This window comes from Massilia sp. YIM B02769 (assembly GCF_030411995.1).
Lineage (GTDB): Bacteria > Pseudomonadota > Gammaproteobacteria > Burkholderiales > Burkholderiaceae_D > Telluria.
Window position 1 is genome coordinate 453,446 of the sequence record NZ_JASNRC010000003.1, and the last position, 24,905, is coordinate 478,350.

The 24,905-nt window shown below is 59.0% G+C and carries 15 protein-coding genes; 8 read left to right on the forward strand and 7 right to left on the reverse strand.

Annotated elements, in window-relative coordinates:
- The first annotated feature begins 533 nt into the window (after positions 1–533).
- Genes dpdE through dpdD form a run of 8 tightly spaced genes read left to right on the forward strand, consistent with a single transcriptional unit; the run spans position 534 to position 18,460 of the window.
- The gene (gene dpdE, locus QPK31_RS07170; protein WP_290422245.1) at positions 534–3,830 is read left to right on the forward strand and encodes a protein DpdE; all 3,297 of its coding nucleotides are present in this window, start codon (positions 534–536) and stop codon (positions 3,828–3,830) included.
- Positions 3,827–6,400 carry a protein DpdF gene (gene dpdF, locus QPK31_RS07175; protein WP_290422246.1) on the forward strand — a complete coding sequence of 858 codons (2,574 nt, stop codon included), beginning with the start codon at positions 3,827–3,829 and terminating at the stop codon, positions 6,398–6,400. The genes dpdE and dpdF overlap by 4 nt, the downstream gene beginning before the upstream one ends.
- Positions 6,397–7,287 carry a protein DpdG gene (dpdG, locus tag QPK31_RS07180; protein ID WP_290422247.1) on the forward strand — a complete coding sequence of 297 codons (891 nt, stop codon included), beginning with the start codon at positions 6,397–6,399 and terminating at the stop codon, positions 7,285–7,287. Before dpdF ends, dpdG begins: the two co-directional genes overlap by 4 nt.
- Before the next feature lie 2 nt (positions 7,288–7,289).
- Positions 7,290–10,421 (forward strand): protein DpdH, encoded by a 3,132-nt coding sequence (gene dpdH / locus QPK31_RS07185; protein WP_290422248.1) that lies wholly within the window; start codon positions 7,290–7,292, stop codon positions 10,419–10,421.
- Positions 10,412–11,119, forward strand: a complete 708-nt coding sequence (locus tag QPK31_RS07190; RefSeq protein WP_290422249.1) for a hypothetical protein — start codon at positions 10,412–10,414, stop codon at positions 11,117–11,119. Before dpdH ends, QPK31_RS07190 begins: the two co-directional genes overlap by 10 nt.
- Before the next feature lie 9 nt (positions 11,120–11,128).
- Positions 11,129–15,685, forward strand: coding sequence for a protein DpdJ (gene dpdJ, locus QPK31_RS07195; RefSeq protein ID WP_290422250.1), 4,557 nt, complete (start codon positions 11,129–11,131; stop codon positions 15,683–15,685).
- Positions 15,682–16,227 carry a phospholipase D-like domain-containing protein DpdK gene (gene dpdK / locus QPK31_RS07200; protein ID WP_290422251.1) on the forward strand — a complete coding sequence of 182 codons (546 nt, stop codon included), beginning with the start codon at positions 15,682–15,684 and terminating at the stop codon, positions 16,225–16,227. Before dpdJ ends, dpdK begins: the two co-directional genes overlap by 4 nt.
- Positions 16,214–18,460, forward strand: coding sequence for a protein DpdD (gene dpdD, locus QPK31_RS07205; protein WP_290422252.1), 2,247 nt, complete (start codon positions 16,214–16,216; stop codon positions 18,458–18,460). The genes dpdK and dpdD overlap by 14 nt, the downstream gene beginning before the upstream one ends.
- A gap of 175 nt (positions 18,461–18,635) precedes the next feature.
- On the opposite strand, the gene QPK31_RS07210 is transcribed toward dpdD, so the two are convergent.
- The 7 genes from QPK31_RS07210 to QPK31_RS07240 all read right to left on the reverse strand — a co-directional run bounded on the left by QPK31_RS07210 (position 18,636) and on the right by QPK31_RS07240 (position 24,779).
- Positions 18,636–19,046 (reverse strand): hypothetical protein, encoded by a 411-nt coding sequence (locus tag QPK31_RS07210; RefSeq protein WP_290422253.1) that lies wholly within the window; start codon positions 19,044–19,046, stop codon positions 18,636–18,638.
- Between the two features lie 175 nt (positions 19,047–19,221).
- Positions 19,222–19,581, reverse strand: coding sequence for a 6-carboxytetrahydropterin synthase (locus QPK31_RS07215; RefSeq protein WP_290422254.1), 360 nt, complete (start codon positions 19,579–19,581; stop codon positions 19,222–19,224).
- Positions 19,578–20,285, reverse strand: a complete 708-nt coding sequence (gene queC, locus QPK31_RS07220; protein ID WP_290422255.1) for a 7-cyano-7-deazaguanine synthase QueC — start codon at positions 20,283–20,285, stop codon at positions 19,578–19,580. Before queC ends, QPK31_RS07215 begins: the two co-directional genes overlap by 4 nt.
- Positions 20,286–20,292: 7 nt before the next feature.
- On the reverse strand, positions 20,293–21,405 hold the full coding sequence (gene dbpB / locus QPK31_RS07225; RefSeq protein WP_290422256.1) for a DGQHR domain-containing protein DpdB: 1,113 nt from the start codon (positions 21,403–21,405) through the stop codon (positions 20,293–20,295).
- Positions 21,402–22,700: a tRNA-guanine transglycosylase DpdA gene (gene dpdA, locus QPK31_RS07230; RefSeq protein WP_290422257.1), complete on the reverse strand. Its 1,299-nt coding sequence runs from the start codon at positions 22,698–22,700 to the stop codon at positions 21,402–21,404. The genes dbpB (QPK31_RS07225) and dpdA overlap by 4 nt, the downstream gene beginning before the upstream one ends.
- Complete coding sequence (dbpB, locus tag QPK31_RS07235; RefSeq protein WP_290422258.1) at positions 22,697–23,821, reverse strand: DGQHR domain-containing protein DpdB; 1,125 nt, start codon at positions 23,819–23,821, stop codon at positions 22,697–22,699. Before dbpB (QPK31_RS07235) ends, dpdA begins: the two co-directional genes overlap by 4 nt.
- Positions 23,814–24,779: a hypothetical protein gene (locus tag QPK31_RS07240; RefSeq protein WP_290422259.1), complete on the reverse strand. Its 966-nt coding sequence runs from the start codon at positions 24,777–24,779 to the stop codon at positions 23,814–23,816. Before QPK31_RS07240 ends, dbpB (QPK31_RS07235) begins: the two co-directional genes overlap by 8 nt.
- Positions 24,780–24,905: the final 126 nt, after the last annotated feature.

Consider the following 24,905-nt stretch of genomic DNA (forward strand, 5'->3'; position numbering starts at 1 on the left):
TGTCGCTCACGTTAGCTAAGTGGAATGACATAGATGCATCCTTTATAGTAAGTAATTCTTTGATTGTAGGGTGCAGTCTTCTGATGCAAGTCGTGCTATGTGTAAATTTGAGTTGAGTTTTAAATCGGTGTGTAGTTCTGGAAAGTGTCTACAAATTCCTAGCTTTCATGGTCGGGGTTGGTGAACAAGGAGGATGCCGACTGGTGCCTTGACGTGCGACGTTTGAGGCGCCGGCATAGGCTCAGTTCAAAGGACCTGAGCGTCTGATCAGCACGAAATTTGCGATTACTAGACAGTCCGACCTAACTTGGGAGAAAGCCACTCTGCGTCGAAAAGAATTGAAAAACAACGGCCCCATTTAATTCTTTAATTCAACGAAAATTTACTTGCTGGACGGAACCTGATTTATTAAAATTTTGTCAGGTTGCTGCGTAGAATATTCGCCGACGACGTGTGCCGGATGGTCTGCACAACATGGCGCCGCTAGCCTGACCTGCATGCCGTAGCATCAATGTGAGCTGAAGGGATTGAAGATGTTTTGCGAGGTAAAAGGGCGTGAGCGCGACGGCTTCGGCAAACTGGTGCGCGTAGGCGCAGAGTGCCTCGTTGAATATTTCGACTCCCCAGCCGAAGGCGGACTCGAGATTATCCAAGTGCCCAAAGCGGCGCTCGTCCGTAAGCGCCTCGGCCGCAATACCCGGGTCTACGTCTACCGTGAACTGGACAACCGCTGGCGGGTCGGTCGTGTGCAAGAAGACGATGGCGAAGGTTTATACGTCCGCTTCAGCCACAAGGAAGACAGCTACGTAGCTTACAGCGACGCCTTCGTGCGTTGGAAACGCCCGATCGACAATCCCGCCCAATATCTCGCCCGCTTCATCACCGAAACCCCACAATACGCCGAAGCACGTTCTGGTTTCCTGCAAACCTACACCGACCAGCGCGGTGCCGCGTTCGGTATCCAATCCTTGCTATCGTCCTCGGTCGAACTGAATGCGCACCAGATCGACGTCGTCAGGCGTGTCCTTAAGGACCCCGCGCAGCGCTATCTGCTCGCCGACGAAGTCGGTTTAGGCAAAACCATCGAAGCTGGCATCATCATTCGTCAGGCCGTGCTCGACGATCCGCATCACCGCGTGGTGATCTTGGTACCCGAGGCTTTGGTGCTGCAATGGCGCCGCGAACTGGCACAGCGTTTCGGGCTCCAGGTCTACCTCGGCGAATCTGTGTTCGTGCTACCGCAACAGCCAGGCAACAAACAAGCCGAGGCGCTCGAGGGCGTCACCATGCTGGTTGTCGACGAGGCCCATCACGTGGCAGCACCGACGAGCGACGCCACAAGCCGCAAGATGTACGAGATGCTGCGCAAGGCTGCGCGCCACGCCGAGCGCTTGCTGCTCTTGTCGGCCACACCGATCCTGCGCAACGAAGAAGGTTTCTTGCGCATGCTGCACCTGATCGATCCGGTGGTCTACCTGCTCGAGGACTCGGAAGGATTTAAGCGCAAGATCGCGCATCGCCAAGCACTGGCCGAAGTGGCGGCCATGCTCACGCCCGATAACGCCTTATTCCTCGACGAGCCTTTAGACGACCTGGCCGCGCGCCTGCTCGACGACGAGCGCTTGCAGCGCTTGGTGAGCGACCTGAAAGCCCAGTTACTGGAGATGCCTGACGAAGACGACGAAGATCTGATCGCCGGCATCCAGCAACTGCGTGCGCACATCTCTGAAACCTATCGCTTGAATCGGCGCATCCTGCGCAACCGACGCAAGCGCGTGATTGGCCTGACGCCCAACCGCAGTGGCGCACAACGCGGTTTGATCACAAGTTCGTCCTTGCCGCGGCTCGAGTCTGCCCTCGAAGCGTGGCGCATCGCCGCTGGCGCGGCGTCGAGCACCGATTTGGCGGCACCGGCGGTCGAGGCGCTCGCGCGCTTCTACTGGGAATTCGCGTCGGCTTACCTCGAGGACCCGAGCGAGTTGGCGCAGTTGTGCGCGCGTCGGCGTGCCTTGCCTGCCTGGCCTGAAGGCCAAGCATATGGGCGTTTTGAAGAGGAAGATGCCTTACTCGAACATGTCGCCCGACTGTGTGATGGCGACCGTTGGCGCGAGACGCGCTGCGATAAGCTGATCGATGTCTTGCGTGCCTTGTCGGCCTCGACGAAGGCCGTCGTCTTCTGCTCGCAGCCCGAGGTCGCCGATGCCGTGGTGCACCAACTTAAACGGGCGCATCTTAATGCAGTGCGCCATGTGATCGAACTCGATGAAGAGGACGACCTCGAGAAGGCTGAGTCTTGGGCGGTCTTTCTCACCGACCCCGCCATCAATGTGTTGGTCTGCGATCGCCGCACCGAAGAGGGATTGAATCTGCAAGGTGGGAACAAGACCGTCATCCACTTCGACTTGCCGATCGCGCCGAATCGGATCGAACAGCGTATGGGCCGGGTCGACCGCTATGGCGCCGGCAGCCAAATTCGCTCGTTCGTGCTGCTCGACGAAGGCGCCCCCTTACAGCAAGCCTGGGCCGCTCTGCTGCAAGAGGGCTTGGGCGTTTTCAATCAATCGATCTCCAGCTTGCAATACCTAGTCGAGGACGAACTGGGCCGCTTAAAGACGAGCTTATTTGCCGGTGGCGCGGAGGCGCTTCAAGAGTTGACGGCGCGCTTGAGTGGACCCAAGGGCCTCGTTGCGCGCGAACTCAAACTGATCGACCAGCAAGACGCGCTGGACGAGTTGTCGCCGCTGCCCGAGTCTGAACTCGATCAATTGTTCGACGTCGACGACGATTGGCGCAACATTCGCAAGGCGATGTTGTACTGGATCGCGGACACACTGCTGTTTAGCCCCGTGCCAGTGGCCAACAATGGCGCCGCCAACGCCATCGAACACCCAGTGCGCTTTCACTATCATCCGCCCGACTCGAACGGCAGGGCCACCCTGATTCCCATGGCCGGCTTCCTGGACGACTTTTTAGGCGCGATTGATTACGATGCGCCGGGCAGTCGCGCGAGCGAACCAAGGTCGTTCCCGCACCTGGCGCATCGCACCAGTGCGGTCAAGCGCAGCGTGCAACCACTACGCTACGGGGACGAATTTGTGGAAGCGGTGCGCGCCTTCTCGGACCTGGACGACCGTGGCCGCAGTTTTGCCATGTGGCGCCAACTCGAGACCGGTCTGACTCCGGACCAATTCAAACCATGCTTCCGCTTTGATTTCCTGGTTGAAGCGCGTCTGGACAAGGCGGAGGTGGTCCTACGCAGCATGCGCAGCGAAAACAGCGAAGCCACACGCGCTGTCCTTGGTCGCCGCGGCGACGCCCTGCTGGCGCCATTCATCATCCACATTTGGCTGGACGAAGAGGGTGACGAGATCCCGGCCGAGTTCGTGGACGAAGCCCTCGCCATGCGCTACGCGAAGGAGGGCGGCGCCGGTTACGTCGACAAAAACCTGGGCATCGAACACTTCCGAGCGCTCAAGCGCTTCGCGCCTGACGACTTTGGTAACTGGCACGCGCGCTGTCTGCAAATGCACGAACGTGCCCGCGCGCTGGTGCTCGCGCGCCCCGAACTCGCCGCCCGCAAACAGGCAGCGCTCGAGCGTTCCCGCGCTGAGGACGAGGTGCGCCACGCGCAGTGGCGTAGCCGGATCCAGTCTTTGGTCGGCGTGGAGGCGCAATCCGAAAGCGATCAGTTCAAGTGGGAACAGCGACTCAACGACGCTTTATATGAGGGCATTGCCAACCCCGAACTGAAATCCGATGTCGCTGGCGTCGTGTTCCTGTCTGACCGTCCTGTGTCGGTGCTGGATAGCTTGATGGGGACCGGTACATGAAGTTTGGTTTCACCGACCTACAAGCGCTCATCAGCGATTGGGACGGTAGCACGGCGGTCGCCGATAAGGATTCTTACGACGGGATTTATGATCGTCTCTGTCAAATCATCGGTCTGGCGCGCCAGCAGAGAACGATGGCATCGCGACGCGCCGATTTGCCACCCTTGATCCGTCATTGCTTGCTCGCCGAGAGTGCACGCACCGGTCAAACCGAGGTGTTACGCGTACCAGCAGGCAGCGGCTGGCCTAGCGCCCAAGATTGGGACCTGCATGCGGTACAGGCACTGCCCACCAAAGACGGCGCCTTTGTCCTTTCCGCGCAAGACTGGGACCCGACTTGGCTGAGTAGCGTCGTTGGCGGCGTGTTTCACGACGCTTTTACTGACAAAAAGGTGCGCACCGAGGGCGCGTGCCCAGCGGATCCGTTTATCACGGACGCCACTGGCTTTAACGCCTATTCATCGGCCGGCCAGCGTGACGCCGTGCGCGCCGTGTTCCTGATGAAACCAGGTGAGACCTTGCTGGTGAACTTGCCGACCGGCTCAGGCAAAAGTTTGGTCGGACAAGCGCCAGCCTTGGTCCGTAAGCTCGCCGGAGCCCTCACGATTTTCGTCGTGCCCACCGTGGCGCTGGCGCTCGACCAAGAGCGCGCCATGCGCGGCTTTATCCACAAAGCGGAAGGGGGTAGCAAGGATTGGCCGCTGGCTTGGCATAGCGGCTTGGACGACACCAAGCGCGCCGAGATCCGTGCACGACTGCGCGACGGTACCCAGCGCATTTTGTTTACGTCCCCCGAGGCGTTAACCACCTCGCTTCTGAGCGCCGTCACCGACGCGGCTCAGGCTGGCATGTTGCACTACCTAGTGATCGATGAAGCCCACCTCGTCACCGGCTGGGGGGATGCCTTCCGTCCCGCCTTCCAACTGCTGGCAGGCTTGCGCCACGCTTTATTGCAGGTGGCGCCGCGCGGCTTTCGCACCGTGTTACTGAGCGCGACCTACACACAAGAGACGATCGAGACCTTAGCGACCCTGTTTGGACCTGCCGACAAAGTGCAGATGGTGTCTGCCGTCCACTTGCGGCCCGAGCCGCAATACTGGTCGTATTACGCTGCCGACGCACAGGACAAGCAAGAGCGCGTACTCGAAGCGCTGCGTCACGCACCGCGCCCCTTCATTTTGTATGTCACGACCCGCGCGGAAATCCGCCAGTGGGAGCACGTCCTCAAATACAACGCAGGTTTGCGCCGTCTCGCGAGTTTTGACGGCTCAACCTCGACCCAGGACCGTGCCACGATCATCAAAGACTGGGTCGACAACCGCCTCGACGGCATCATTGCCACATCGGCGTTCGGGGTTGGCATCGACAAAAGCGATGTCCGCACCGTCATTCACGCGACGATCCCCGAGACTCTGGACCGGTATTACCAAGAAGTCGGGCGTGGTGGTCGCGATGGCCGCCCCTGCGTCTCTCTGCTCGTGTACGACGACCGCGACTGGAAACTGCCAGAGCGCTTGGCGCGTCCCATGATCATCTCGCAGGAACTCGGTATCAGTCGCTGGACCGCGATGTACGAAGGGCGTCGCCCAACCGACCAAGAAGACGTCTACGAGATCGACATCGAAGCGCGACGCGCCAAACTGAGCGGCACCAGCGAATACAACGTCGACTGGAATATGCGCACCTTAATCTTAATGGCGCGCGCCGGCTTGATCGCACTGGACGTGGGGGTCGCCGCAGGCCTATCACCAGCCAGCCACCCCGAGCCAGACGAGGCCTCGTCCTTGCTGGCTGCGCTGGCGAAGATCCGCGTACGGATCTTGAACAATGGCCACTTATTACCAGAGGTGTGGGCAGAACACGTCACCGCTTCGCGTAGCGCCACGCTGCAAGCAGCCAATCGCAATTTAAACTTGATGCGCGGGCTGCTCAAGGACAAGCACGAAGTTGGTAAGACCCTGGCGCAACTCTACAGGATCAACAGCGGGCCGTGGCCGGTGTCAGTGACGCGCGTATGCGGTGGCTGCCATCAAGACCGGTTTGACCCCGATGTGCGCCGTCGTTATCGCATGCCGACCCCGACCTTCATACAAAACGTCGACCAGGCCAATTTCAGCCAATGGAGGCTGCGCTTTCCTTGGGTCGATCCCGCCTTTGTCTACGTCTTTTATGAAGATGACGCGCCGGCCGCCGAAGTCTCCCGTGATGTGATCCGCTTCGTCAGTTGGCTTGTCCACGAGTGCGGCGTGCGTGAGGTTGACACCGCTGCGCACAGCCCGCTCGTACAACTGCCAGAGTGGCAGCGACTCTACCGCCGCGCCCCGGATGGTGTCGTACTCCATCGGCGCTTGGACGAACTCGAACCCTATACGCCGCTCGCGCGCGTGAGCGTGCTCGACGGGGCATCGGCCACCACCATGCTCGACCAAATGCACTTGCTCGAGCGGCCTTACCACATCGTGCTTTTGCCGCGTAGCCAGTCGGACCCAAGCAACCCCTTACGCAAATTGGCTGACGTCACCGAACACGCCGCCTTCCTTCAACAGCTGCTACCAATTATTAGCCAATGACAATCTTAAACCTGGCAAGTGATGGCCTGCATGGGCAAGTCGTCACTCTTGCCGCCGTCGCCGCCAAGTACGGACCGATCGACAAAGACGAGTTGCTTAGCGCCTGTTCGGTGCCTGGGAATATGGGCCGATTGCGCGCTGCGCTTGCGCGTTGGCTGGAATTTGGCCTGTTCACTGAAGAGGCCGGTAAGATCAAAGTGAATCTCGAGCGCAAACGTGGCGCACCGTTGGAAGCGGCGCTCGACACCTTACCAAGCGTGTGCCGGCGTTTGGTGCTGCAAGAGCAGCATTGCCTTCCCCTCACGGTGACGGCTGAAGAGAATACCGAAAAGGGCGGTGGTCGCGCGTCCGACTTCGCACGCGGCTTGTCCTGGGCGCTCGCCCAAGACATCTATAACTTGCCCGACAGCGCCAACGCCATCGAAACCCTCGAGGGTTCGCAGGTCAACGGCCAACTCACCATTTTCAAGAACTACACGCGTTGGCCTGGTTTGCGATCCTGGGCCCGCTACCTGGGCTTTGCGACCGGGGAAAAAGATTTTTTGTTCGATCCGACCGAAGCCGTGCGCGGCGAATTGTCATCGATCCTGGGCGCCGGTGAAACCATGGCCGCCACCGTATTCCTCGACGAACTGAGCACGAAAATTCCGGTTTTGGATGGCGGCATCTATCGAAAAGAAGTCGAGGCCAACCTGCGCCTCGACACATGGCGTAAGCCTGCTGAAGGCCATTTGTCGATGTCCTTGTCGATCGCCCTGCGACGCCTGGAATTGAGTGGCGCCATCGTCTTGGAGACCAAGGCCGACGCCGGTAGTGTCGCCAAACTGACGGGACGAAATTACCGTACTTGGACGTCGTTCACCCACGTGCGTATGGTCGGAGCGTAAGCATGAATCTGATGAAATACTGGCCCTCCAAAGAGGCCGTTAACGACTGTATCAAACCGGAAGCCGAAGGCGCGCACGATGCCGTGCTGCTGGCTGTCCACCAACCGTCGCCCCTCAGCTACCGGACCGAGAATGGGCCGAAAGTGGCCACCACCGAAGACGAGTTGTATCGCTACTTCGTGACGCCGGACGTGCCGATGGGTGTGCACGTGATGCCGATCACCGGCGCATCCGGCGTCGGTAAGTCGCACATGGTGCGCATGCTCGCCGCCCGCCTGCAAGCAGAGGATAGCGAAGGCAAATACCTTGTCATCCGCATCCCCAAGTCAGCGAGCTTACGCAGTGTCGTCGAACTGATCCTCGAGCCACTTCCCGACGAGCGCTACGCCAAGGTCAAGGAAGAGTTCAAGAAAGCGATGACCGGTGTCGACATCGCCGATGCCACCATCAGTTTCCAAGGACAACTCGAGATCGCGCTGAAAGCGCTGGCAAGCGAATTGCGACAGCAAGCCAAAGCCAACCCAAGTAATAGCGTGCTCAGGCAGCGCCTGGGCCACGCCGAAAAACTGTCACGCTTCATGGGCGACCCGATCGTGGTCGAACATTTTCGTGAGCATGTATTCCCGCGCATCGTTAAACGCGCCGTCGCCGGCCAACATGCGCTGGAGGGGGCCGAGCCAGTCGACGATTTTACGCCAGCAGATTTTGAATTGCCCGATTCGATCGAGTTGGGCAAGGCGGCAGAGTCGACCCAGAGCTATTTCGAATCGGTCCTGCTCACCAACAACAAGGCGGGCATCCAGGTTGCCGTTGACGTGCTCAACGGTAAAGTCGTCGACCAAGCCGTGCGCCAGTTGTTCAAGTTGCACGAAGCAATCGGTGGCATGACGCTGCAAGACGTCATCCTCGAAATCCGCCGCTTGCTACTCATCGACGGTCGTGAATTGGTGATCCTCGTCGAAGACTTCAAGGCCCTCACGGGTATTCAAGAAACGCTGCTACACGTGCTCATCCAAGAGGGTGTGCGTGACAACGAGCGCAAGTATGCGACCATGCGTTCGGCGATCGCCGTCACCGACGGCTACCTCGCCGGCCAAGACACGATCGCGACCCGCGCCAAGCGCCAGTGGATCGTCGAGAGCGATCTAAACAGCGAAGAGGAAGTCTTGCTGCGTACTAAGCGGCTGGTCGCCTCTTACCTGAACGCTGCGCGTTGGGGCTATGAAGAATTAGTGCGCCGTTACAAACAGCGCACCCGCGATTGGTCGAGTCAGCAAGCGTGGATCGACACTTTCATCGATCAGGACAGCACCGATGCCGATTTGTCGGCGTTCGGCCACATCGACGGTATCCCGCTGTTCCCGTTTACCGAATTGGCCATCGAGCGTCTCGCACGCTCGGCCTTGACGCGGGCTGGCACCCTGCGGTTTACCCCCCGTTTCGTGATCGACCATGTGCTGCGTAACCTGCTGTTAATTGGCCGCGACGCCTATGCAAGCCAGCAGTTTCCGCCACCGAGCCTGCTCGCGCCATCGGCCTCGGCAGAAGTGGCAGAGTGGCTATCTACCTTGCCCGTGTCTGCCGACCAGCGCCAGCGCTACGCCCGCCTCGTGACAATTTGGGGCGATTCGCCGGCAACCCGTGCCGACTTGGGCCGCATTCCCGCGCAGGTCTATCACGCGTTTGGCTTAGAGTCACCTGGCATCGCTGCACCGGCACCACGACCCACGCCTGCGCCAAGCCCAGCGCCCGGTGCGCGTGCCCGCACCGAACCGCTCGACACGGGCGCCGACGTCGCTCGCACCACGGTACCCGCGGCACGACCGGAAGACAAGTTAGTCGCCGACCTGCGCGCTACCCTCGAAAACTGGGTGCAAAACAGTGTCCGCCTAGACCAAGGTGTCGCCAATCTGATTCGCAAAGCGCTGGACCAGGCCATCAGCGACCGTATCGATTGGAACGCCGAGCGTTGCACGAGCTTTGCTTTTGGCAGCAGTCGGATCTCGATTCCACACGCGGGCGGCGAGACCACGATATTGTCTGACGCGATCAAGATCGCGCCGGACCACCGTGACCAAGACGGGCGCCTACGCACTGAGTTGATCGCCTTGTTACGGTTCTACCAGTTTTATAAGCGAAAAACCGATTACGAGGAAGTAGACGACGACCTGGCACGCATCGCCAATCTGGTGCAACGCCTGATGCCACAAGCGCTGGCGACCATCCGCAATCTGGTCAAAACACGCGCGCGTACCGCCAGCAAGCTGCTCAGTACCAATAGTCGCTTGCTCGGGGTCCTTGATCGTGGCCAGACCCCGCTTGGCCTATCGAGTTTCCTGTTCGCCGAACCGAACTTACCAAGCGCCTTGCCGCCCGACGCGACGCTGCCGCTGCAAGAATGGCGCCAACTCCAAGAAAGCGCTCTGGCCATCCGTGCCAAGCTCACTAACATCTTGTTGGAGCACAGTGGCTGCTTCCAAAGCGACGGCAACACCGCTTACGGCGTCGATATCGCGCGCTTGCTCGAGAACGCGCCAGCCGATGGGGAAAAGGCCAGTTCCAGCAGTTTAGAAAACATTGATGCGGATGTTAGCAGCGTGTTGTCAAAGATGTCCGAAGGCAGCCTAGGTATGCGAGCAAAACGCGTGCTCACCGAAGCAGCACGCCTGCAGGAAGTGCTTCAGAAGGACTTGGGCGACAACTACGACAAAAATCAAGTCGTCACGGCCCTCAAAGATCTGGTCGATGGCATGGGCGGCACGTGGTCGAATGAACAGATGGGCATGACCAGCGCCGCGTTTAAACGCTTGGCTGATGAGTTCCGCGAGAGTGCCGTGAGGGAAGCGCAGATCACGCTCCAGCAGGCCGCGGCACAGCTAGATGGCGATAAAGCTGATGGCAAGGGCCTCAGCCGTATCGCGCAACTGGACATCAACCCATTGATTGTGGCGCATCGCTTCGTCCTCATGGCGCGCAAGGTGGTCACGGTCGTCAAGGTGCGGGCCGACAGTTTGCACGGGGCGACGAAAGAAATCGATGTGGAAGCCGAGGCGAACAGGATCCGCGCCGCTTTCGACAGCTTACTCGGTGATATGAATGTATTGGAAGCGAAAGGAGAGCAGGAATGCTGCTAATCGACGCCAAAGTAGCGCTTGAGCGCCTGCAAATCGCACAAGACGCCCAGGCCAACGTGGACGAAGTGCGCCGTTTGATCGACCTGCATAAGTCCTTGGCCGACAAGCAGCTCAAATTGCACGCTTTGACCGCGCGCGGCGTCATGCTGCGCAACGCTGGGGTGCCGCTCTCAGACAGTCCTGATTTCCAAACGGCTCGCAAACTCATCGGGCACTTGCGTGGCCGATTTGATGCGCAACCGAAGGCCAATACCCTTACCCACGGTAAGCATTGGAATGGACTGCTCGAGGCTTTAGAAGGCGCGATTGCGACCTTGGAGACCACGCTGCGCCAAGACTGGAGCCGGTATTTCGCGGATCACCTATTCCCAGGCTTACCACCTGAGCGGCGCCGCATCGGGCTCGCGCAAATCCCCGACAACAAGATCGCTCTCGAGAAGTACACACGCCTGTACGAAAAATTCGCTCGCTATCGGCATACCGTGCCCGCGACCCAAGAAGCGATCGACGACGTACACGCTCTGTCTGAGGACCTCAGTCAAATCAAGTTTGAAGAAAACGTGCCCAAGCCCGTCGAGGCCTTCGTCAACGCAATCAACAATGGTGCCAGCTTGCGCCTATTGACCCCCGAGGTCCTGGAATGGCTGCGCATGCACGACCTCCTCGATAGTTACGTGGTACGCGCACGCGTTTTGTAGGACAAAATGGTGGACCAAAGCGAACAGTTTCTATTCAAAGTACTCGATCAGATCGAGCAGGGTGAAGCACGCTTACTGACTTGGGGCATCGTCGATGGCGCCCTCGAGCAGCGCGAAATCGACGCCTTGATCGAACCACTGCTGGAAGACGCCATCGACAATGGTGTCGATGCCTTTTTGGACTCGCAAGAGGTCATCGCGGTGATGCTCAAGCGTTGTTGGCTGGCGCAGGTGGAACGCGAGGATGGGACGATCGCTTACCGCTCACGGATGGCCGAGACCGTCCGCCTGTTGCAGCGCCTGCGCCAACTGTTCCCCAAGCACGCTGGCCCATCGGCCTGGCAGCAAGCCCCGACCCTGGTCGCAGACTTTCGCTTCCTGCGCCGCCGTCGCGAGTATCCACGGCGCGACCTCGCCGCCCAATACGCCCTGCAAGAATTGCGTGAGGTGACCTCGAACGAGGCAGTGCTCACCGCAGCCCAAGCGCTGTTACTCCCGCCCGGCAAACCCTTGACCTTGTCTGGGTTTCAGTTACGCGCTGCGCAGCGCATTCTGCGCGCCATCGAACAAGACCTCGCCCTAAGCACCATCGTCTGCGCTGGTACCGGCAGCGGTAAAACCTTGGCGTTTTATTTGCCTGCCTTGGCATCGATCGCCCGCCACTTGATGACGGCCGCCAGCGACGGCCCCTGGGTCAAGGCGGTGGCGCTCTACCCGCGCACCGAACTGCTCAAAGACCAATTGCGTGAAGTCTTGGGGCGCTCCTTGGCACTGGCGCAAGCGCTGCCGCCGGCAGCCCGGGTGACGGTCCGCGTCGCTGCCCTGTACGGCGATACCCCCTCGTCGGCACGGTATTGCGAGTGGCCGATGGTGGGCGGCGATTGCGTCTGCCCGACCGTGTCTTGTCTCAAATGCGCAGGCGAACTGCGCTGGCGTGAAGCGGACCGCAGCGCTGGCCGCGAGCGTTTAGTCTGCGCCAACTGTGCATTTGAACTCGACGGCGACATATTCCCGTTGACGCGCCAGTCGATCAAAAAGCGCCCGCCGGACTTGCTGTTTACGACCACGGAAATGCTCAACCAGCGCATGGCGGACAACAGCATGGCGCACTTGTTCGGCATTGGGCCATCCGCCATTCGGCCACCCGAACTGGTGTTGATGGACGAAGTCCATACCTATGAAGGCCGACACGGCGCTCAAGTCGCCTACCTCATGCGTCGCTGGCAGCGCCTCCTGAATCGCCCTTTGCGCTTTGTGGGTTTGTCCGCGACCCTGCGCGAAGCCAGCGAATTCTTCGCCACGCTTACGGGAAGCCGTCGCACCCTGGTCGACGAGGTCTCACCACACGCGCATGAAATCGAGGCCGAAGGCGCCGAATACCTGATCGCACTACGTGGCGACCCGGTCTCGCGCACTGCCTTGTTGTCGACCACGATTCAGACCACGATGCTGCTGCAGCGCACCCTGGACCCGAGGGTGACCAGTGGCGACGCTGTCAGTCACGGCGCCTTTGGCCGCAAGACCTTCGTCTTCACGGACAACCTCGACGTCATCAACCGACTGTACTTCGATTTACTGAGCGCCGAAGGGCGCACTAGTTCTGGTGCCCCCGCGACCCGCAGCGCACCAGACGGTGGTTTGGCGCTGCTGCGCGCCACGGGCACCTCGCAACTGCGCTATGTGAATGGACAGGACTGGCGCTTCGCTGAAGCGATCCGTCCCGACAGCTTGCGCGAACGGCTCGCCATTAAACGCGTCAGTTCCCAAGACCGCGGCGTTGATCCGGAAGCCGACGTGGTCGTCGCCACCGCCGTGCTCGAGGTCGGCTTCGACGACCCCTGGGTGGGCGCCGTGATCCAGCACAAAGCGCCGCGCGGTATGGCCAGCTTCCTGCAGCGCAAGGGCCGTGCCGGCCGTACGCGGGGCATGCGTCCTTGGACCGCCGTGGTGCTGTCTGACTATGGTCGCGATCGCGCCGCCTACCAATCTTACGATCTACTGTTCGACCCGGCGCTGCCAGTGCGCACGCTGCCCCTCTCGAATCGCTACCTGACCCGTATGCAGGCTGTCTACGCGACCCTGGATTACCTCGGTGGTCGCTTACAAGATGCCCCAGCCGGCAGTGTCTGGACAGATTTGAGCGGCCCTGTGTCCAACACGCAGCGCCGTACCCACTTGCTGCAAGAATTGCGTGCTATCCTCGAATCCGAGAATGCGACGACTCGCTTGGCAGACTATTTGCAACAGGCGTTACGTCTGAAAGCGGAGGAACTCACTACGCTTCTGTGGGAATTCCCGCGGCCCTTGATGACGATGGTGCTGCCCACCGCGCTGCGCCGGATCGACACCAACTGGCGCGCCAATGGCGAGACCAACGCGGACTACGCGATCGCCAACAATCCCTTGCCGGACTTTGTGCCTGCGACCCTGTTTGCCGACTTGAGTTTGGCCGAAGTCGAGATTCGCCTACCCGGCGCACGGGCCAATCAGTTGCGTGAGCGCCAAGCCATGTCCGTGTTCTCGGCCTTGCGCGAGTTCGCCCCAGGGCGCGTCAGCCGCCGCTATGGCATCCGGCATAAAGGCGAGCGCCACTGGTTGCTACCCGCGCCACAGATGCAAGAAGCCAGCAACATCCTCGCGGGCGCGACCAAGCTCGAGATTAGCGGGATCGGCACCCACGTCCCCATCGGCCAGTTTTTGCTGCAGGATGGCGAGACGGTGCGCAGCTTACCAGTGTGGCGCCCCCTTGCCTTGCAGCCGACCGAACCGCCCGCCACCGTCAAAGATTCGTCGAATGCGTCGCTGCACTGGCACAGCCAATTTGTCGCCAGCGTCGAACCCATCTGGCTGCGCCCACCCGAGGGAGGTGTGTGGCGCGAACTGGTCGAACAGCTCGGCTTCTTTATGCACGCCCGTCACGCGCCGCTCGAAGTGCGGCGCTTCGCGGTGGGCGCCAGCGCCGAGATCGGCGTCGGCCAAGAGCGAATTCGAATCGACACCGAATTCGCCTCGGAAGGCGCACCTGCCGGCTTGGGCGCAAGTTTTATGGCCGACGCCGTCCTGATCCAATTGCGCATCCCGCAGCGTTTGTGGACGCGCGGCGGACCTGGCAGCGAACCGAAGTGGCAAGCGCTGCGCACGACGCGCTTTTTGGATACCGCCTGGCGTGGTCACGCCTTGGCGATGGTAGCTAGCCCGTTTATGCGCGAGTGGTTGGCGCAAATCTTCCTGTCCGCCGTTTCCTTCGACGCCATCGATCGCAACACGAATTTAGAAAGTGCTGCGCAGCGCTTGATCGCCGGCACGGCCAGCATTTCCTTGCTCGATGTGCTGCGCTTCTTGTTCCACTCAAACCTGGTGGAAGCGCAGGGCGAAGAGACCGAGGATGTCCCGCAAGACCGTTTACGGGAAGACCTAGAAGCTTGTCTGCAGCGCGAAGATGTGCTCGAAGAACTCTACCGCATGGCCACTGTGCTGTGGGAAGACGTCAATGAAGAGTGGGAGCCGTGGCTGCGCGGCGTGTACCAGTCGACGAGCGCCGCCGCTTTGCTGCGCTCGATCACCGACCTATGCCCCACCATCGATCCAGACGACTTGCACGTCGATTTGGGGCGCGGACCGATCGATGCCGCTGGCGTGGTTGGCGTGCACCCCGAGTGCGACGAAGTGTGGATCAGCGAACGTGGTCCAGGCGGCAGTGGCCTGATTGAGGAGTTCATGCGCCGCTACGCCGAAGATCCGCGGCGCTTCTTCTCGATCGTGCGTGCCAACTTGCAGATGGGTGAATTCGAACTGATCGACCACCAACTGCAATCGCTGGTCCACGGTTTAGCGGATGATCCCGACTCCGAACTCGGCGAGCACGTGCGCGCGTTTCGCGCCGCCCGCAGTCAGCAAGAGATGGCGGTACGGATCCGCCAAGTGCGCGCCGAACTGGTCAAAGCGGGTTTTGCCCCCTTCCACGGCTTCCTGGCGTCGATGGGTAACCGCATCATTCGGTATGGCTCGGGACCTGCTAGCGACCAATACCTCAGTCAAGCCTTACGGCGCTGGGACGCGCTCGAGCGCACGCTCGGCATCGAAATCGACTTGCGCGTGATGAGCTATTTCTTGAGCCAATCGAGCGACATCGACCGGGTCATCCCGGAACTGAGCGCCGCCGTTGCCAGCGACCGCCAAGTGTGGCGCATGAGCGCCGTCTACGGCCTGCTCTGGGCGCGGGGCCCCGCCCTAAGGCAGTCCGGTCTACAAGTGCGTAATCCCTTCTGTGAACTTCCGCCTGTCGAACGCCTGCTCGTGGCGGAGGTCTTGGCTGACGATCGGGTGCGGATTTCGGTGCTCGATGCCGATTGGCTCGCCCGCACCGCCGAGCACCTCTCTCGCGGCCAGTTGGTGACCCTGGCTTGCCCGGAGACGCGCCGCGACAGCCTCGGCCAAGCTTTAAATAGCTTGATCACCAACCCGATCGACGCCGGCTATTTACGCGCCTACGCACGCTTACAAGGCGTACGGCAAAGCGGCGACCACATTGAGGCCGACATTGAACTCATTGAGGCGACCCAGTGACCCAGCTGTACCGACGCATTTTTAAGACCCAGGCGACTGGTGTCGTCACCATCCAGGAACTGTTGCAATCGATGTTCGTGGCGGAGATGTTGATCTCGAAGGGGGAGTTGTGGCTCGTTTCCCCTTGGATCAGCAACGTGGTTCTGATCGACAACCGCTCCGGCAACTTCGACGCCCTCAACCCCGAGTGGGGACGCCGCGAAGTCAGGTTGGTAGACGTTCTGGTTGCGCTCATGACGCGCGGAACCACGGTGCGCATCGTCACCCGCAACGACGAAACCAACCGTCCTTTCATCAACAAGATGGACGAAGTGGCCGAGCAACTCGGCTTAGAGGACCAGTTGTCGATGACGCTTCGCGAAAAACTGCACACCAAAGGTGTGCTGCTTTCAAACAGTCTGTTGATGGGCTCAATGAACCTGACCTATAACGGCATGGAAATCAATGACGAGTGGATCGAATTTTCGTTGGACACCGAAGACCTAGCGCGCACCAAACTCGAATTTGACCAGTATCTGAGGAGTTCACATGCAGGGTATTGAGGCAGCGGAACGCGCCTGGTTAGAGCGCTATTTTGCGGCGCCCAATGCCTTGACCTGGGATGCCCTCAACCACCGGTCGGCTCCGCCCGCCTGGCTCGCCCAGGTCACGCCATGGTTAGACTTGTTCGTGCAGCGCGCCAACCGCGTGCCGATCGTGCTGCCGGTGTTTGACGAGCAGGGCCCTTGTATGTGGTACGCGGCCGCGAACAGCGCCCATCAGGCCGCGGCCCTGGGCGAAGAACTGGCCAGCTTCATTGGACCGAGCTACAGCGATTTTCTCGGTCACCCCCATCGCTGCGACCCGAACAACCCGATCGAAGCGGCACTACGAGAACGCTTTGGCGAACATGTGTACCGCCTCGCGCCCCAGGACGAGCCAGCGCGCGCGCAGATTACGCGCGCGCTGAACTTGTACTTGGGACTGCTGCGCCGCCGTCCCCCCACGCCAGACCGCACCCAGCAGCCATTTGGTAAGTTACGCGCCGATTTCGACCGTGCGTTGTTGGCGGGGAACGAAGCCACGGCGTCGCAGTTGCTGGAAGCCCTGTGCGCCAGCGGACGTGTCAATGCCGAGCAGCGCAAATTCCTTGAGATTCGCTTACTCGCTGGCTTGGGTCGTCAACAAGAATTGGCCCACAACTCGTCCCTGCTCAAAGTGGTCATGGACTTGTCCTTGCCGCCGCAGACCATTGCTGACTTGATCGGTGCGGTCTACGAGACCTTTGTAGCCGCGATCGAGACCGCGCCGCCGCATGAGGTCGCAGCAACCTTCCAACGCCACATCGGCCAGCACTTCGGCGCACTGTTTGAAGAACGCAAAGGTGTGCGTCAGCCGAACGTACTAAAGGCCTTCTTCCTGTACGAAGCGACGCGCGAAGATCCCGACCAGACGCGCCTAAACGTGATCGAATCGGCCTACCCCGACGATTCGCAAGGAAAACTGCTACTGCAGCAGTGGCGCGAACAACTCCTACAATCAGCCCAACCAGAGCCATTCACGCTTGACCGTACAGCAGCGGCAAGCAAAGCGATTTTGGACGACGAATACGAGACAGCTGCAATGCTCTACCTGCAGATGTTGCCGGCACTATCGGCCTACAGCGGGCTGCTGCGCTGCTTCCCCCAATTAGACGATCTCGCACTCGCCGAGACCGTGCGTGGCCAGTTGGACGCTATGCCGAAATCACTCGCCGAGCAACTGAGTGAGCGTGACCGCAAGCGGCTTGCATCTTCGCGGTCCCCTGCGCCTGTGCGGACGTCAGCGCCTGGCTGGCTGGAGTGGGCGCAGGATGTGGCCGCCCATCGCTACGCCGGCAAAGATCTCGCCGTGCTCAACGATTCAGTATCGCGTTGGACCATCGAAGATTACGTCCACGACCCCGTAAAGTGCGAGGACCTAGCCGCGATCGTCACCAATGCGGACGGTAAGGCCGATATGGTCTTCAGACACGCGTTTGCGCCATTTGTCGAGTTCTTCGTCAACCGTACGGCGAGCCCCGTACGCGGCTTCGTCCCGCTGTACGCTATGCTCATCAAAATGGTAGCGTGGAATGGCGGCGCCTCCGCCGACGAACTCGAACTGGTAGCCGCCCTGGCGCTCAACTTCCTGGGCGCAGTGCCAGACAAGCAGACCTACGTCGACACAGTGGATGACCTCGGTGAGATCCTTGCCGCAAACCGGGCTGCTACACAAATCGACTGGACGCTCAACATCGCTGAACTCCTTGCGATTTACCCCACGCCCGACCCGGAAGCGCGCTTGCGCTTTTTCGTGTTGGCGCTGGACCTAGTGCGCGCCAATAGTCACCGCATCAGCGTAGCGCAACGTCGCGTACTGCAACTGCTTGCACACGACTACGGCTGCGAGAACCTACTCATTGGGTTGCCAGAGCCGGCAACGGCTGAAACGACCCAGCTCGCTACCTTCGCCGGCCTCATCGCCCTGTACACGCTCACCGAACCCGCCGCACAGCGCGCGCGCGAGGTTCTGCGCAGTATCGCACCCAACGCCCAAATCGAGATTACGTCCGACACTGTGGCGACCGACCGCCTGCGTCACTTATCGTCCAAAGCCGATGTGTTTGTCTTCGCCTGGCGCAGCAGCAAGCACCAAGCCTATTATTGCGTAAAGGAGAACCGCGGAAATCGCTCATTGAGTATGCCCGCCGGTAAAGGTGCAGCAAGCATCGTCCACGCCGCATTGGTAGTGATTGCAGCGCTCCTACTTAACTAACATTAGTGAAATCATTTGCTCTCAAGCGACTCATCATCTTCATAATGGCAACCTGTGAGCGTAAGCAAGTTTCTCGAGGTTATCGATAAAGATGTTCGTCCACCTCATTTCATCTGATTAATTACGGTAGCAGCCATACTCACGCGCCCCATCAAATTCGTGCCATTGCTGGACATCACTCCAAGTTCTTGAACAACATCAAGATTACTTGATTATTGCGCGATATGACCGAACTGGTGAATAGCAGCAGGCCCGTGATCAGTTCGCCCAACTCATTGAGCGAAGACGACTGCAATAGCTTTGTTTCAACCTGCGTCAGCGTCGCGAGTACGTCCGTCTGGCTCACCGGAAAATCCGGCCGTGCCAAGCGTTTCGCTTCGATCAGCAGCATGCTAGCCCGAGCCCGCAGAGCGTACTCTTCCGTAAGCAGTGCATACGCGGAGGTCGTATTAGGGTCTGCAGGCGATGCCGACGTGTATTTGCGCAAAACGTGGTGGATAGCTTCCGACATCCGTATGACTTGCAGCGCAATTTCGCGAACGGACTCATCAGAAGAGAACGCTTGGGTTGCCATAGTGTGCTGCATCGATGCTCCGTTCGGAAAAGTCATTAGTAAAAGAATCTGACCAACCAATCAGCCTGGCCAAGCGGGCAGCAACGATCGAATCGTGCTACGAAACCGGTCGCCATTGTAGCTCAAGCTGAGCCTCTAACCGGTTCGTCAGCGCCTACTCGACGCGCTTGATCCTCGAGCGCCGCCGCTACTTCGACAGAGAGCAGCGGTCCCCACTTGCCTGGCGCTCCACCGACACTTTCGTCAAGGCGGGCAGAAAGTCGGCCAACTGGACAAAGATGAACCGGCACAAATTTTCCAGCGTCGCTGGACCCAAGCCCGCCACCTCATCGAGAAATCGGTGATCAAGCAAATCGCGCACGCGCGCGATCTCTCGGCGCACGAAGCCCAAGTCCGCCACCATCCCGTTCGCGTCAGGCGTACCGGCAAGCGTGATCTCCGCATGGTAGGTGTGCCCATGAATGCGGCGACTGCCCTCAGCGTCGACGGTACGTTCTAAAGTATGGGCCGCTTCAAAGAAGAACTTCTGGCTGAGCTCGTACTTCACTGCGGCACCGCAGTCTTCACAAAACCCTCGTAACCGCTACGACGCAACTCGCATGCGGGGCAGTGACCGCAACCATAGCCCCAGTCATGCCAAGTCTGGCGATCGCCGAGGTAACAGGTATGGCTCTTTTCACGCACAATCTCGAGTAAGGCCGCGCCCCCAAGCTCTTGCGCCAAGGCCCAGGTCTGGCGCTTGTCTAACCACATGAGCGGCGTCTCGATCACCAGTGGGTGCTCCATTCCTAAGCTGAGCGCCACCTGCAGGGCTTTAAGGGTGTTATCACGGCAATCTGGATAGCCCGAATAGTCAGTCTCACACATGCCGCCGACCAGTACCTTGAGTTCACGCCGGTAAGCCACGGCGGCTGCATACGTGAAAAACAGCAGATTGCGGCCGGGTACGAACGTATTTGGTAAGCCATTCTTCTCCATCTCAACGGCGCGACCCGACGTCATCGCCGTTTCGCTGATCGTCGACAGCAGTCGCATATCGAGCATGTGGTCCTCGCCCAACTTAGCACCCCACGCTGGGAACTGCGCGCGCAACGCCGTCAGAATATCTTGGCGACAGGCGAGTTCCACGGCGTGGCGCTGGCCATAATCGAACCCGATCGTCTCGACGTGGTTGTAGCGCTGCAGCGCCCATGCCAAGCAAGTGGCCGAATCCTGGCCGCCCGAAAACAGCACCAATGCAGTCGTCATCATCGTCTCCTTATGCCGCGGCTTTCTCGAGAGCGCGTAAACTTCGATTGAGCGTACTTACCAAGTATTCGGTTAAGAAATTGATATCGGTCGGCGTGTTTTGGATGCCGTTCCAGGGCGTTACCAATACGTCGTTCAGTTGCCAACTGCCGCGTGTCCAGGCGGTATGCGGTTTCAATGCTTCAAGTCCAACAACGAACTTGTCATAGTCGCTCGCGCAATCCGTTAAGTTCGTTGAACACAGTTCCTCCATAACGAAACCCATTGCAACCAGTCCGGCACCATGACGCAAGCGCGAAGTTTTCGGATTCATTCCTTCCCATTCGACACCAAACACATACTTGATGGCACGGAAGTAATCATTGAAGAGCTTAAATGCATTTTCTTCGACTGCCACCAGCCCCTCAGGGGCGCGGCCGCACTCCTGCATTAGACGGCGTACCGCACCGTGGGACGCCGAATTCATAACCATCTTTTGCATCGCGGTGTCGCTCAACACTCCCTTTGGATTCGTATGTTGGCGGATCTCTCCTCGCAAGGCCGAGTCCTTACGGAAGTTCAGGCGATCGACTAGGCGCGCGGCAAATTTACGCGCAGTAAACCGCTCGGGCAACCCTTCGACGGTCGGTAGCAGTTCATAGATCAGTGCCTTGGGCAGCGGACGCGTGTTGTTGATCAAGACGAACTGCTGGCGCAATTCGTTATAGTCCTTGCACACCAAGGCTGAAACAAAGACTTGAAAACCAGGCTTTCGAATCCCGGACAGGGCCGTTAAGCGCTGTTGTCCATCGACCACGAAGCCCGGTCGATTCTGACCGTCCGGTACGCTAATGCTGACATCGGCAATCCCATTGCCCAGGTCGCGGACCTCGACATTGTCCAGGAAGGCTACGATGACGGCGTTCGGCAGCAGCGCATCTTCGCGTCCCAGATAATCACGAATTTCTTTGATGTGTGGCGCTACTTGATGGCGCTGAAAACCTTTCAGTTCGCCGTTATCTTGGCGCCCAACGCGGTCGATTTCGGAGAAGCCCAGCACATCGGCTGGTTCGGCAGCGAAGCAAAAGATGTCGTGCCCCTCGGCTTGTTTAGCACGGATGGCTTTGAATTGGAAAGTTTTCACTCGGACTTCTCCAGGATGCGTTGAACGTGTTGGTGATACACGCCGAGGTTATGGAAGCCACGGCGGCGATTGCGGTTGGCCGACCGGAAAATGATGACTTCGACGCCGATGTGAGCACAGATATCACAGCCGCAGTGCTTCCAAGGCGCTGCTGCCAATGTCCGCTCTATCTGGAGTCGGGTTTTAATTAAGCTTTTCGTGTGCTTGTCGCTATCCCCGCCCAGCGTCAAGAACTGCTGGTAATCCATGACCGCTTCAACTGTTGCCTCCAGCGTTTCTTGACCCTTATCAAAACTGCGCAAGGCCGTCAGTGCGCGTTCTTCGCGCTTGACCAAATCCTCTGCATTGAAAATCCCTTCTTTAATCCCATGCATCAAGCGGCTGTTTTCGATGGCTTGCGGAATGCGGATGGCCGCGTAGTACTCCAGGCTGCCATCGAGTTTCGGTACATAATAATTCGCCTTCTCGTCCATAAACGCCCGGATCAAAGGCGAGGTCGAGTCAAAACTGGTGATGCCGTAGCCCGTGAAATGCTGGATAGAGTCGGCTTTGGCAAAGCCTAGCAAGTGAATCTTCGTCTCTGGTTTGATCGTGTCGCGCAGCGCACGCAGTACCTTGTGGATCACATCGACTTTCAGCGGCACAAGGCCACCGATCGCGAGGTAGCGGTAATCCATGTCCTCGAGTTGTTTCGCTGCTTGAGCAATGCTCTTCGGCGACCACCCTTGCACAGCTCCCATAGGTTCGAAGGGCATGCTGTTAGCCTTGCAAACACGCATGAACTCGCGTGCATTTTCCAAGGTCAAGTCAAATCGGAAGCGAATATCTTCCTCCACCGCTTCGCGAGGTGGGTTGTCAGTGTCGCACGCGAAAATAATATGGTCGGGTGACACTCCATGCGTAAATCGGGCGGCAGCGTAAAACTCGAATACCTCCTGCGGCGAGTACGCCGGCTTTTCTTGCTGGACGTACGCAAACGCACCGCAATCGCCCATGACCATCGCGTTCTTGTATTGCGGACCATCCAAGCGCAAGAATTCGCGGACACCACCGCCGCCATCGCGCAACATGCTACGCCGCTCTGCGATCGAGTAACGAACCTTGGACGAAGCCACACCGGGCGCCGGGACTACTGCGCTCATCGCGACCAGTAAGCCGTCATACGGCGTTGGCTGCATGATCTCATGCGCATACCGGTCATCCCAGTAGCGCTGCCGCGTCGGTGCGTTCCGATCGTTGATAAAGTCATACTCAGGATCAACGTAGTCCTGAGTGTCAGAGTAAAGAAACTTCATTTTCTTGCTTCAGTAATGTAGGCGCGGATCAATGCTTCTTGCAGACGCTTTTTGTCTTGGGGCGTACTTTCGATGTCGTTCCAGCGCACGCCGATGGATTCCCATACCCCTGAGGTCCAACGACACAACGGCGCCACTTTTTCCACTTCCTTACGCACTGCCGTGTACGATTCATTGGCGCCAGAGAGGCGCGCATAGATTCGGTCCATCAGCATGCCCATGGCCAAGATCCCGGCCGAATGCATAAGGCGGCTTTGCCGCGGGTCTTTTCCCCACGCCTCTGGAAACACGTCGCGCACCGCGGACCAATAGGTGACGAGAATTGTGCACATGGCGTCAACATCACCAGGGTCGGTATCCGACGGTTTATAGGGCGCTAGCGCTCCTAGTGGATTCGATAAACTCTGTCGGATCATCTCAACCACAGCAGTGTCCGTGATCACGGCCGTCGCGTTATCCTTCTTGTCAGACGGACGCTTGATTAGGTTATAGAACGGCGATTTATTGTTGCGGTTGAGCCAGTTGCACAGTTCGCTCGGCACTTTTCGCTTGCGCAGGTCGCGTGGCAGCAGGACGTTACGGGTCTCTGGGAGCAATTCGTCGATGAGTCGGCGCGGCAGCGGTTTTGCCTTGTTGACTAAGACAAACTGCTCGCGTTGCACTTCGAGGTTGTCTGAAACGAACGCTACTACCGGTACGGGGAAGGATTGATTCGTCGAGCGTGACAGAGCAAGCGAGCGCTGCTGTCCATCCACGATCCAAGCGACCCGGTTCCCGACCTCAAAAACTGGAATAGTCAGTGTACCGGTCTGCCCAACGCCTTCGTCGTTGGCTGGACGGGTGCCGCGTGAGGCTGTGAAACGCACATCAGGCGCCATCGCGAGGATCAGTGAATTCGGGAACAGTACGTTGCCCTGGTCGAGGTATTCGACGATTTCCTTGACGTGCTGCTGAATTTCGGGACGCTGGAACCCTTTAAGGGCATCACGTTCGTCACGTTCCACGCGCGAGATGTCGGCGATCTTCATGACGTCGCCGCCACGAATAAAGAAGGCGTAGACATCCAGCCCCGGCCCTTGGGTCGTGTGTAAAGCTCGCACCACGAGTTCTTGCTTATCCATGGTGATCAAGGTCTTTGTTGAGTTCAGAGAGGGCGCGCCGGTGTAGCGTCCGAAAACGCGATTGTTCACAAGCAATCAACGCGTCGTCGCGCAGGTAGCGTAGTAGAGCAGTGGAAGAGCCTTGTAGGCGCTCCCAGTTCTGACACAGCAGCGACACGATGTCGTCATCAGTCTTGCGCTGACGGTCAGGCAAGACCGGTTTCCGTAAGGCTGACATGGCTTGCAATACTTGTTCACGCGCACTCTCTAACGACAGTTCATGTCCTTGTAGGACCGTCGTGAAATGACGTAACGCACGCTGAGGAAAGTCGCTACGTGTTCCGGCATAGGTCGGTAACCCTTCCAGGCGCTCGTCATAGGGCATGACAAGGTGCTGTAAACGTGGGGCAAGGCGCGTGGCGCCATGACAAGAGGTCAGCACACGTAAGCGTTGGATGTCTGTATCGCTCAGGCAGACCAGATCTGGTTCCAACAACCGTAAGTATACCGATGGTACAGCCAGCAGGACGATGGCGTGAGTCGATCCGGTGATCAGTTCGGCGAGCGAGCGCTGTGGTCCAAATGCCTCGATGAGGGCTTGCCACCAATCGGCCGGCGATTTTCCTAAGCGCAGCAAACAGCAGTGCAACTTGTTGTCGGGTGCTGGTGACACCGTCACGTCATAAGCTGGAACCAGTTCGTCTGCGCGTAGGACACCATGTCCAGCAGACACAATGTACAGGGGAGAGGAGAGCGTGCTGGCCGTTTGTTTGGCTTCACTAATTGAGCGCCCAGCGTAGAGATCACTCGCCGCCAGCAAGTCGCTTTCGGGGATAGCCTGTACTTTCTGCCACCACTGGTGCGCCAAGTTACTGAGCGAGTCCGTGTCGTGCGCAGTTTCGAGTTGCAGAACGGTGCCAACCTTCTTTTTTCGGCTTGTGCAACTTGTAATGACGATCACGTCGTGTACTGGGTTCATCCGAGAGCCGATAAGCGGGAATTTGCAAAATTGTGTACTAAGAGCACAACGGTATTTTCGCATCTACTGCAGTTAATTGCTAGGTTGGCTTCGCCATCCTGTGCAGTTATTTTCGGATTCTTGAAA